Source organism: Phaeobacter sp. JH20_34 (assembly GCF_048056095.1).
GTDB lineage: Bacteria > Pseudomonadota > Alphaproteobacteria > Rhodobacterales > Rhodobacteraceae > Phaeobacter > Phaeobacter bryozoorum.
This window is the reverse complement of record NZ_JAYMWT010000003.1, coordinates 1-12,266: the sequence shown is the minus strand read 5'-3', so window position 1 is coordinate 12,266 and position 12,266 is coordinate 1. Positions and strand designations below refer to the sequence as shown.

General features: G+C 64.5%; 5 protein-coding genes. 3 read left to right on the top strand and 2 right to left on the bottom strand.

Annotated elements, in window-relative coordinates:
* Positions 1 to 25: 25 nt before the first annotated feature.
* A complete protein-coding gene (locus VWZ81_RS01120; RefSeq protein ID WP_416541827.1) occupies positions 26 to 2,476 on the bottom strand; it encodes a YbcC family protein in 2,451 nt (816 codons plus the stop codon).
* Positions 2,477 to 2,493: 17 nt separating this feature from the next.
* Entirely contained in the window at positions 2,494 to 4,044 is a 1,551-nt protein-coding gene (locus VWZ81_RS01115; RefSeq protein ID WP_416541826.1) for a proton-conducting transporter membrane subunit, read from the bottom strand.
* A 117-nt stretch (positions 4,045 to 4,161) separates the two neighbouring features.
* Between VWZ81_RS01115 and VWZ81_RS01110 the strand changes: the two genes are divergently transcribed.
* From VWZ81_RS01110 to VWZ81_RS01100, 3 genes are all read left to right on the top strand, one after another.
* Positions 4,162 to 5,049, top strand: coding sequence for a LysR family transcriptional regulator (locus VWZ81_RS01110; protein ID WP_340547805.1), 888 nt, complete (start codon positions 4,162 to 4,164; stop codon positions 5,047 to 5,049).
* Between the two features lie 287 nt (positions 5,050 to 5,336).
* Positions 5,337 to 11,522: a DUF4347 domain-containing protein gene (locus VWZ81_RS01105; RefSeq protein WP_416541825.1), complete on the top strand. Its 6,186-nt coding sequence runs from the start codon at positions 5,337 to 5,339 to the stop codon at positions 11,520 to 11,522.
* 336 nt (positions 11,523 to 11,858) lie between these two features.
* Positions 11,859 to 12,266: Gfo/Idh/MocA family protein (locus tag VWZ81_RS01100; protein WP_416539356.1), on the top strand; the 408-nt coding region annotated here is incomplete at its 3' end.

Genomic DNA, 12,266 nt, shown 5'->3' with positions numbered 1-12,266 from the left:
TGTTCCATGGCTTGGGGTGATCCGCCTATTCGGCAGCAATCTCCAGCGCCGCGCGGTTGGCCGTGCTCTCGTCGGGTTCCATGCGTGACCAGTTGAGATCGCCCTCGTAGCGCCAGACCAGATGCCCCTGATCGTCCATCGCCATCAGATGAAGCCAGCCATTGTCGAATAGGGCGCGCACCTGTGGGTGGCGGTCCAGGATCTGCGTCATGGCATCGCGCGGCGCCTCGATCACCACGGTCAGCCGCAGCGGGTCATGTTGCAGCGCCTCGCCATCATGCACCGATTGCCAGGGCAGACCGGGTTTCAGCGCGCCGCCATTGCCTTCCAGCACACCGATGCCACCGGCGACGTTGTGCAACAGTTTGTTGCCGCCACCGAACAGGGCGGGGGCGACGCTGGAGCCGTAGTATTGCAGGCTGATCCAGCTTGCGACCACCACCGGCGCGGTCATGATCAGCTCCAGCACGCCAAAGCCCTCATCCGCCCGCCAGTCATAGCTGTGCAGAAAGGATTGCCCGTCAAGCGCCCGGCCCTCGGTCCGCTGACGCGGGGCGGCGATAAAGGCGCGGCAACCGGCCAGCCCCCATTCCGGGCGCAGTTCCGCCCAGTCGGAGGAGCGGCGCAGGATGTCTGCACCAGCGCTTGCGCGGGGCAGCCGCACCGCCCGTTCGCTGCGGGCCAGAGCGCCTGCGGCCTCGATCCAGCGACGGATATTTGCCAGCTCGCGGGCAAAACGGGTGGCAGCGCCAGCGGGCAGATCCTGTTCGTAGAGCGTGACCTGATCGGTTGTGGTGTGATGCAGCGCGGGCAGGAAAACGGTGTCCTCGGGGATGCTGATCCCTGCCTCGCGCAGTCCGCCGCGTACCGCCCGGTCATTCAGCAGTCCGGCCAGCAACCGGGCATTCACGTCACCCGCATGGCCACCGCAGGCGCCACAGTGCAGAGCACTTGCATGGGGGTTGTTGGTCACATCCGCGCCATGGCCTGCCAGCATCACAACCGGGGCAAAGCCACCGGTCAGCGACATCGCCGACAGGATGGTCCGGGCCATCGCAACCCGGTGGTCCAGATCCACCGAAGCATCAAGCACCGGCGCCGGATCCGTGGCCAGACGACTGCTGGCACCAAAGGCATCGCGCAGCAGCTTGCCCGCATAGACCGGGCCTGTGGCCTCGACAAAGGCAAAGGAGGAGACCGCCGCCAGTTTGAACCGGCCCCAGGCGCGCCGCGCCCGCGCTGCATAGCGCCGGGCAAGGTCAAGCTCCGCCGGTTCCGCCGCCCGCGACTGGACGCCCGCGCTCAGCAGCACCGGGCCGCGCCCTTCGGTAACGTCGGAGCCCGCTGCGTTATGCGCCGCGGCCAGCCCGAAGAAGCCCGCAAACCCAAGTGTCTGCACGCCGCTGTCCTGTGCTTCCAGCGCGCGGCGGAACACTTCGGACCGTACATCAATACAGAAGGCGGCCTGCAACAGGGGGCGATCGGTGGCCTTCGCCTGTGCCGCTGGCTCCGGGGTCTCGACGGTCAGCCTGCCCGCCAGTTGCCGCTGCGCCGCCCGTTCGCCTGCCTCTTGCAGAATGGCGTCGATCACATGATCGCGGCTTGGGGTGATTGGGGTTTCGTGGCTTTCGACGACCTCCTGCCAGCGGGCCGCGATCTGGTCGCGATACTGGTGGAACAGCGCCTCCTCAAACACCATGCGGATCGTCAACAGCTCAACCGTGGTGGTGTCGCTCTTGCCCTCCAGCTCGGCCTGCCACGACAGGTAGCGGCCATATTGCGCCCAGCCTTGCAGTGTCATCAGCCAGCGGTGAAACCCGGTCTCGGCGGCCGCAGAGCTGACGCCCAGCGTTTCGGAGGCCCGTCCGATGGCGCGCCAATGTGACCGGTTGGTAGCAGCGACAAACCCGCCAAACCCGTGCAGCCCGTGGATTTCCGGCGTCAGATCGCGGCTGGCAAACTGACGCCAGGCCGCATAGGTGCCGCCGGTCCGGTCCGGCTGCCACAGCGCCTGCCCCTGATCGAAATGGCTGGCGGCAAAGGCGCCGATGCGTTCCTCGATCAGGCCGGGCCAGTCGACGCCGGACAGCTCCTGCGCCAGCTCCGCCACCGTCGGAAGCGCTCTTGGGTCATCGTTGGTGTCCGTGGCGCCCAGTGCCGCATGGAGATCGGCCATCTGCACATCGCTGAAGCGGGTGCCGGCCCGCGCCAATGCGGCCCGCAGATCGCTGTCGGTGAGGTCTCCGGCGGCCCGTTTCGCCGCCCAATGGCTGCGGTCCGGGGTCACCCGTGTGCCCGCAACCCGCGCCAGCCGCGCCGAGGTCACCGCCAGCGGCTCGTCGCTCTGGCCGAGGAAGGGGTTCACCGCAACGCTGGAGGTGAGCGGGAACAGCGGCGGGATTGCGCGGGCGGCCCGATTGGCGCAGGTGACCAGCTCCAACAGGGCGGCGGGGTAGGTTTCGTGCTTCATCAACATGGGTCGATCTCCCGGTTTCAGGATGTGGTCTGCTTTGACCAGCCGCCCAGCAGCCGGTCAAAAATCGCATTTGCATAAAGCCCGTTGGACAGATGGACCCGCAGCCCCGCTGCCGCCGGGTGCATCGCCCAGAGCGGGAAGGTCGCCTGCGCCACGGCCACCGCGCCAAAGCTGACCAGCGCCAGCAGGATCAGCGCCCATTCCAGCGGGCCGGGAGCAGGGGTGGCAGGCAGGGTGCCGGCGGTCAGCTTCAGCGCCGCCAGTTGCAGCAGGAAATAGCTGACAGAGGTGGCCGCCGCATAGATCACCGTGCGCCGGGTCAGCGCACCGGGGGCGGCATCGGCCAGCCCCTGCGCCAGAATATAGGCCACGCCAAAGATCAGGATCACCCCCAGCGCAATTGCCTGCACCGATTTTCCGTCAAAGCCAAAGACCGCTCCAACCAGCGCATAGATCACGATGCCGATGCCAAAGGCCTGCATCACATTACGCGCGCTTGGCACTGCGACGGGACCGGGGCGCCGGATCGCGGCGACATTGGCCACCGCCTCGCCAGCGCTGAGAAAGGCGTGCGCCTTGTAGAGCGAATGCGCCACGATATGCAGCAGCGCCAGCGGGAACAGCGCCAGACCACATTGCATAATCATAAAGGCCATCTGCGCGATGGTGGACCAGGCCAGCGAGGTCTTCACGGCCGGCTGCGTCAGCATCACCAGCCCGCCGAACAGCGCGGTAAACCCGCCCAGCATCACCAGCACCGCCATCACCGCAGGCGCGGCCAGCATCACATCGGCAAAACGGATCAGCAGGAAGCCGCCCGCATTGATGACGCCTGCATGCAGCAGGGCGGAGACCGGCGTCGGCGCTTCCATCACCTCGGTCAGCCAGCCATGGGCCGGAAACTGCGCCGAGGCGAGCACCGCCGCCAGCGCGATCAGCCCGGCGGCGGCAAGGGTCAGCAGATCGGGGCTGGCAGCGGCAAGAATGCTGGCGATATCGCTGGTGCCATAGGCGGCAATCAGCAGCGCGACAGCGAGGCCGAGTGACATTTCGCTGGCCCGGGCCACCAGCGCCTTTTTCCGCGCGGCCCGCTGCGCCGTTGTGCGCTCACGATAAAACAGCAGCAGCTGATGCAGGCACAGGCTGGTGGCGGTCCAGGCCAGAAGCAGCTGCACCAGATTGCCCGACATCACCAGCAGCAAAACCGCGGCCAGCGTGGCGCTCATCCAGCCGGTAAAGGCGCCCTGACGGCCCTCGCCGTCCATATAGGTGGCGCTGTAGCGCAGCACGATCCAGCCGATGAAACTGACCAGACACAGCATCACGGCGCTGACCACATCCAGCCGCACCGACAGCCCAACTCCAAAAAGGCCAAGCAAGGGCGAGCTGCCCGGACCGTTCAGGCCCAGCAGCACCGCAGACAGCGCCGAGACGGCAAAGGCCGCCAGCGCGGCATATTCCGCCAGACGCGGCAGATGACCCGGCCGCAGACCCGGTGTCCGGCGCGCCCGCAGGGCGACGGCCAGCAGCAGCATCGGGGCCAAGAGCGGCAAAAACAGATAGAACATGAAAGGCTCCCGTATTCACATGCAGCAGGGGACGCTGCGTCAACGAGACAGGTAGCGCGGATCTTTGATTAATAAAAATTCATTGTTATGGCCTTATCATTCTATTAAAACGAATGAATGCCCCTGAACTATCATCATCTGCGCTATTTCTGGGCCGTCGCCCATGACGGCAATCTGACCCGCACCGCGCAGCGGCTGAATCTGTCGCAATCGGCGCTTTCTGTGCAGATCAAACAGCTGGAGGAGCGGCTGGGCCATCCGCTGTTCGACCGGCGCGGACGGCAGCTGCATCTGACCGAGGCGGGGCGTATCGCGCTGGATCATGCCGATGCGATCTTTGCCACCGGGCAGGAGCTGATCGCCACGCTGGAAGGCAGCGAGCGCAGCCGTCAGGCGCTGCGGGTGGGTGCGCTGGCCACACTGTCGCGGAACTTTCAGATCGGGTTCCTGCGGCCCATGCTGGCGCGCAGCGATGTCGAGGTGATCCTGCGCTCCGGCAGCCCAACCGAGTTGCTGGAGGGGCTGGCAACGCTGAACCTCGATCTGGTTCTGATGAACCGCGAACCTCCCGACGACAGCCTGACCCCCTATGAAACCCATCAGATCGGGGATCAGGCGGTGAGCATCGTCGGCACCCCGGCGCGGCTGGATCCACGCCTGCCGATCCGCGAATTGCTGACCACCCATCCCTTTGTGCTGCCGACCACCGACAATACGGTGCGGACCGCCTTTGATGCCATGGCCAGTCGCCTGTCGGTGGTGCCGCAGGTGGCTGCCGAGGTCGACGACATGGCGATGATGCGGCTGCTGGCCCGCGAGGATATCGGCCTGGCGCTGGTGGCCCCGATCGTGGTGCAGGATGAGCTGTCCTCGGGGCGGCTGCTGGAGGCCGAGGAGCACCCCCGCATTCGCGAGACCTTCTATGCGGTCACCCTGCGGCGCCGTTTTCCAAATCCGCTGGTTCAGGAGGTGCTGGCAGGCAGCGCCTCGGTGCTGAACGGCTGACCTTCCGGCCCGCTGCCCGGCAGAGCTGGCATGAAGCCACCAGCGCCTGGCTCGTCCCGGCACTGCGGCGCCGCCCCGGTTCGTGATCCTTTGGGTCGGACCCAGCGCTGTCCCCTATCGCAAAAAAGTCATCGCCCCGCACGATTGGCATATTGGATGCAAGAAATCTTTAATAAGCCCGCCACATAATTTGGCCATTACCGATTGATTAACCTCGATATCCTATAGGTTGAGCAAGACGACTGATCATACCTTTGGATTGTAAGCTTTAATCTCAGAGCGCTCAGATGATTGATACCCAGTATTTCGTTTTTGATTCCGCCGTCGACCACTGTCAGACCCTGCATATCGATCTGCCGGATGACGCAACCGTCATCTACCTGACCCGCAACGGGTCCGGCCTGCGTCAGATCGCAGAGGCCCTCAGCGCAGTGCGCGGTCTGTCGGCGCTGCATATCATGTCCCACGGCGAAGACGGCGCGCTGCTAATCGGTGACGAAACCGTGACCGAGGCCACGCTCGCCCGGTACCCTGAGGTGATGGAGGTGCTGCGCCGGGCGCTGCATCCCGGTGGTGACATCCTGCTTTATGGCTGCGAGGTGGCGGCAACTGCCCAAGGCGAAGCCTTCGTCGCTGCCCTGGCCGAGGCGACCGGCGCGAATGTTGCCGCATCGCGGACACTGACCGGCGCTGCCGAGCTGGGCGGCGACTGGGATCTGGAGATGCAGATCGGCGCGATCTCAACCCCGATCGGGATTTCGGCAGTGGCGCAGGCGGCCTATCCGGCAGTTCTGTCCACTGTATTGAACTACGGCAACTATACAAATGGCGGCAACAACAAGGACGCCTGGGCCGATGGCAGCGACGGGATCGCGGATTTCCCCGGGCTGACGCTGACGCTTGATTTTGGTGACGGCAGCGAGGGTTCAAGCACCTTCACCAATCTGAACATGCGCGGCGCGCAGAACCTGGCGGTGGGCGCTGTCGAGGGCGGGACCATCGGCGCAATGGACGGTGCCTTCTACAACGATGACAGCAACGGATTTCAGCTGGCCGGTGATGGCGATTTCAGTTTCGAGGGGTTTCGGGTGCTCGGCCGGGCGCAGAGCATCACCTCACAGACTTTCACCATCCGTGGCTTTGACAGCAGCGGGACAGAAATCGTCTCAGATACGCTGACCTGGGCTGCGGCCGGTTCCAATGCACTGGTGTCATACAGCATCGGCAGCGGCGACTGGGACGCGGATGCAGCCTGGGGATCGGTGCGACGCATTGCGGTCGATTACACCAATGAACCCAGTTTCCAGGAATTCGCGGTCCTGACCATGACCGTCGACACGGCCGTGGTTTCAGCCAATAACGCCCCGCTGCTGGGCGGGACACCGCCAGATGACACTGCGACAGAGGATGTTGCGACAGCGATTGACCTGTCGGCCTACAATATATCTGACGCCGACGGCGATACCATAACCCTGACCCTGGCCGTGGATCGCGGCACCATCGCCACCACCGATGGCAACGGAACAACCGCCGGTGTGACCGTGGCAAATTCCGGCACCGGGTCGATGACGTTGCAGGGGTCGGCCGCTGATCTCAATACCTATCTGAACGACACGTCAAAACTTCGCTACACCACCGCCAGCAATGACACCACAACTGCGGTTCTGACCGTCACCCCCAACGACGGCACCACAAATGGCAGCGCCGATACGGTCAGTATCACCATTTCGGCGGTGAATGACGCGCCGGTGCTCGACGCCGCGGCGTCGCCCGTGCTCAGCACCATTGCCGAGGACGCAGGCGATGACGACGGCTCCTCCGCTGATGGCGACGACGACGCCAGCAACAACGCCAATAACACAGGTGACAGCGTTGCCAGCATCGTGTCCGATGGCAGCGTGACCGATGTCGATGGCAGCCCGGTCGAAGCGATTGCGGTGACTGCGGTCGATAACACCAACGGGATCTGGCAATATTCCCTCGACAACGGAACCAGCTGGACGAATTTCACCGCCACCACCGGCACATCGGTCGATCTAACAAGCGCTGCGCGCCTGCTGGACGGGTCGCTGGCGGGGGCGGCTACCCATCTGATCCGCTTTGTGCCAGATGCGGATTATTCCGGCACCGCCACCATCACCATCCGCGCCTGGGATCGCTCCACCGGCTCTGCCGGCGGCGTCGCGGACGCCAGCGTGACCGGCGGTACAAGCGCGTTTTCAGCCATCAGCGACACCGCCAGTATTACTGTCACCAGCGTCAACGACGCCCCGGTCTTTGCCGGTCTGGATGCCACGCCGACCTTTGTCGAAGGCGGCAGCGCCGTTGTTCTGGACAGCACCGCCACCATTGCCGACACCGAACTGGCCAGCCTGAATGGTGGCAATGGCGATTTCGGCGGTGCCTCGCTGACCATCGCCCGCAACGGCGGCACCGATCTCGTGGATGATTTCGGCTTTGATGTGACCGGGGCTCTGTTCACGGTCAGCGGCAATATGCTGCAAAGCGGCGGGCAGAGCTTTGCGACATTTGCCGAGGTGGGCGGTACGCTGACGATCAGTTTCACCTCCCTCGCCACCCCGGCGACAACCGCTCTGGTGAACGACGTGTTGCAGCGGGTGACCTACAGCAACACCAGCAATGACCCGGATGCCTCGGTCCAGTTGGACTGGACCTTCTCGGACGGCAATGTGGGCAGCCAGGGCAGCGGCGGGATCGCCTCCGCTACCGGCTCGGTCACGGTGAGCAATACCGGCGTCAACGACGAACCAACGCTGACTGCTACCGGCGGCAACCCAACCCATGTTGAGGGCGGCGCGGCGGTTGACCTGTTCAACAGCGTTACCTCCGGCACGGTTGAAACCGGACAGACGATCACGGGCCTGACTCTGACCATCACCAATATCGCCGACGGCGCGGATGAAATACTGGTGTTTGACGGCACCGACGTGGCCCTGACAAATGGCACCGCTCTTGTCAGTGCCGCCAACTCCCTGTCGGTGAGCGTCTCCGTAACCGGCAGCACCGCCACCATCACCGCCACCGGGGGCACCCTCAGCCCTGCGGCGCTTCAAACACTCGTAGATGGTATAACCTACCGGAATACATCAGATAATCCCACAACAACCGCCAATCGCGTGGTCACCGTGACCGAACTTGTCGATAGTGGCGGCACGGCAAACAGCGGCGATGACACCGCCGCCCTGGCCGTGACAAGCACGGTCACGGTGACCGCCGTCAACGACGCTCCCGTGCTGGCAAATCTGACGGGGGATCAGGGCGTCCTGACACCTGGCGCATCTGCGCTGATCGATGCTGGCGCCGACGCCACTCTCGCCAATGCAGATTCGCCCGATTACAACGGCGGCGTCCTGCGGATTGTCGACAAGGACAGCAACAACACCGCAAGCGGCAGCTTCTCCGTCGACGGCACAACGGTGACATCGGGCGGTGACGGGGGCATTGCGGCCAATGAAACCATTCAGATTGGTGGCGTGACCATTGGCACCGTCGATGCAACCGAGGACGGGCAGGGCGGCAACACGCTTGCAATCAACCTCACCGCCAATGCGGACGATGCCCGAATCCAGACATTGATCCGCAATCTCGCCTGGGGCGCCTCGGCCGGGACCGGTGCGCAGACCTTCACCCTCAGCCTGGATGACAACGACGGCACGGCCAATGGCGGCGCGCAGTCCACCTCGGTCGATTTTTCGATGATCCTTGGCAACAAACCCGTGGTTGCCAATCTGGCCGGCGATACCGTCGCCTTTGTCGAGAACCTCGGCGCGGTGGCGCTGGATAACGGCGGCAATGTCACGATCAGCGATGCCGATAATAATCTGGGCAGCGGCACACTGAGCCTTGCCTTCCAAAGCGGACAGACCGCCAATGATCGCCTGCTGATCGACACCAGCGGTTCCGTCACACTGTCTGCCGGGCAGACAGCGGCCTCCTCCGTCAGCGTGGGCGGCGTGGTGATCGGTACCTTGGCCAACGGTGCGACCGGCGGCGCCAATGAAACCCTAGGCATCAATTTCAACGCCAATGCGACCCCCTCCCGGGTGCAGACGCTGGTCGGCGCGCTCTCCTACGACAACAGCAGCGATGACCCGGCGACCCATGACCGGACGCTGGGTCTCACCATCACCGACGGCACCAGCATCAGCTCCGACACTGCGACGCTGACCGTGACCGTCGCGGCCACGGATGATGCGCCGACGCTGGTCGCAACCGGCAGCAATCCGAATTTTGTGGAAGGCGACCCGGCAGCGGATCTGTTCAACACCGTCAGCGCCGACACCGTCGAGGCGGGGCAGACGCTGACCACTCTCAGCCTGACGGTCGCCAATATCGCCGACGGCGCGGCGGAGGTGCTGACGATCGACGGCAGTGTCTTGGCGCTGACGGATGCCAACACGCTGACCACCGCGAGCAACGGCCTGACTGCGACGGTATCCGTCTTGGGCAATACCGCAACCGTCACCCTGACCGGCGGCACGCTGAGCACCGCCGCGGCCGAGACGCTGGTTGACACCATCACCTATCGCAACACATCCGAAACGCCGACCGGGGGCAGCCGTGTTGTCACCATCACCGGCCTGACCGACAGCGGCAGTGCAACCGGCAGCAACGCCAACAGCGCCCCGCTGACGCTGTCGTCGTTGGTAAACGTGCTGCCGGTGAACGATGCCCCGGTGATCGGCAATGCCCACTACCATGCGACGAGCCAGGTTGTTGTCGGAACCGGCGCCCAGAGCCTTGGCGGTTTGTCCGCGGTAACGGTGTCCAACCTCGATTCCAGCGATTACAATGGTGGCCAGCTGACAATTTCGCAGAACTCAGGCACCACAAATGGCAATTGGGGCGTTGACGGCACGATTGTCACTGCCGGAGGCGATGCCAGCCTTTCCGCAGGAGAGACTGTTCTGGTCAACGGCGTGACCATTGGCACGGTGGATATCACCAATGACGGGCAGGGCGGTTCGGATCTGACCATCAACTTCAGCACCGCCGACGCGACCAACGCGGCGATCCAGACCCTGATCCGGTCTATCACCTATGAGGCCCCGTCCACGGTCGGCGCGCGGGATTTCACCCTGACGCTGAATGATGCCGATGGCACTGCCAACGGTGGCGATCAGGATAGCAGCGTCAGCTTCCTCCTGAATGCGACCGGCACCCCTCCGGTGATCGGCAATCTCGACGGCGACAGTTTCACCTTTACCGAGGGTGACAGCGCCACAGCTCTTGATGTGGCAGGAGACCTGACTGTCAGCGACGCGGATAGCGCCGATTTTGATACCGGCACGCTGACCGTCTCCTTCGAGAGCGGGATGCAGGCCGAGGATCGGCTCCTCATCGATGTCAGCGGCACCGTGTCGCTCTCTGCCGGTCAGGCCAACGGCTCGGTGGTCTCCGTCGGCGGTGTGCCCGTCGGAACCATCGTGGCAACCGGCACCGGCGGCGCGGGTGAAGATCTGGTCATTACCCTCACCTCCGGTGCAACACCCGCGACGGTCCAGACCCTGCTGCGGGCCCTTCAATATGACAACGCCGCAGCCGACGCGCCAACCGACGGCAACCGTCAGATCGGCGTGCAGATTGCTGGCGGTACCGACAATGCCTTGTCAGATATGGCCGTAGTCACGATCAACGTTAACCCGGCGCCAGCGCCGGGAGGCGGATCAACAGGCGGCAGGCCGCTGGATATGTCGGCTGGCGACGACGATGACTCCATCGGCGGCACCAACTTCAATGACACCATCAACGGCGGCGGCGGCAATGATCGCATCACCGGCAACCGGGGCGAGGACCTTCTGAGCGGCGGCAGCGGTGTGGACACGCTGCGCGGAGGCGACGGGGACGACCAGCTCTTCCTTGGGTCCGGGAACGACCGGGGGGTCGCCGGCGACGGCAATGACCGTTTGAACGGCGGCAGCGGCAATGACTTCATGCACGGTGGCACGGGTGAGGATACGCTGCGGGGGGGCGTTGGAGACGATACTGTTTATGGCGGCCTCGGGAACGACACGATCGGAGCGGGACGTGGCGATGATATCGTCTTTGCTGGCGGCGGCGCCGACCGCGTGAACGGCGGGGGCGGCAACGACCAGATCGCAATGGGCTCCCAGGACGACCGCGCCTTTGGCGGCAGCGGCAATGACAGCCTTGCTGGCGGCGAGGGTCGGGACACGCTGAACGGCGGTATGGGCGACGATATGCTGCGCGGCGGTGCGGGCAGTGACGTCTTTATCTTTGTCAGCGGTCGCGGCAATGATCGTATCGCCGATTTCGACGCGCAGGAGGACCAGTTGACCCTGCGCGAATTTGGTTTCACCAGCCGGGACCAGGCGCTGTCTTTCGGGGCGCAATCGGGGGATGATTTCGTCTTTACCTTTGCCGATGGCAGCACCCTGACCCTGATAGATGTCACGCGGGCCGAACTGGAAACCGCCGACCTCCTGTTCTGAGCAACCGGACCGCCCTGCCGCCGCCAGACCGGCGGACCACCGCATCAGGCGGCGCCGCTTCGGCCGTCAGCGGCGCCTGCCGCTTTCGCGCTCCGTGCTACAGGGCCGTGCTAGAGGCCGGTTGATTTTACGGGAGTATTTCCCAAACGGTGGCAATAGGGCTATGACAGCTGGGCAGCGCTCGTATCGGAGTGCTGGCTGAAATTGCCGACAGTAACGGGTTGCCAAAAGGCGCACCCGTTTTCACGCGCCATCTGATCGAGGGCACCGACACGGCCTTTGAGCTTGCGCCGACGGCGAACGCGACAGGAAGACAATTCGGGAGATGCTGGAACTATGACGACGGATCGCAGGACGCGCCTCAGACTGGGGATGGTCGGGGGCGGGCAGGGTGCCTTTATCGGTGCGGTGCACCGGATTGCTGCCCGGATGGACGACCGGTTTGAGCTGGTTGCCGGCGCGCTATCATCAGACCCGGAACGCGCGATGGCCAGCGCCGCAGAGCTGGGGATCGCCGCGGATCGCAGCTACGCCAGCTATGACGAGATGGCCCGCGCCGAGGCCGGGCGCGACGATGGCATCGATGCGGTTGCCATTGTGACACCCAACCATCTGCACGCAGGTCCCAGCATCGCCTTTCTCAACGCGGGCATTCATGTGATCTGCGACAAACCGCTGGCCGCCAGCGCAGCCGAGGCCGAGGCGATCAGACAGGCGGCGGAGGCCAGCAGCGCCCGGTTTTTT

Excerpts from the sequence above, each read along its gene's own strand:
- VWZ81_RS01120 (WP_416541827.1), bottom strand. The coding sequence starts at position 2,476 with ATGTTGATGAAGCACGAAACCTACCCCGCCGCCCTGTTGGAGCTGGTC.
- VWZ81_RS01105 (WP_416541825.1), top strand. The coding sequence starts at position 5,337 with ATGATTGATACCCAGTATTTCGTTTTTGATTCCGCCGTCGACCACTGT.
- VWZ81_RS01110 (WP_340547805.1), top strand. The coding sequence starts at position 4,162 with ATGCCCCTGAACTATCATCATCTGCGCTATTTCTGGGCCGTCGCCCAT.
- VWZ81_RS01115 (WP_416541826.1), bottom strand. The coding sequence starts at position 4,044 with ATGTTCTATCTGTTTTTGCCGCTCTTGGCCCCGATGCTGCTGCTGGCC.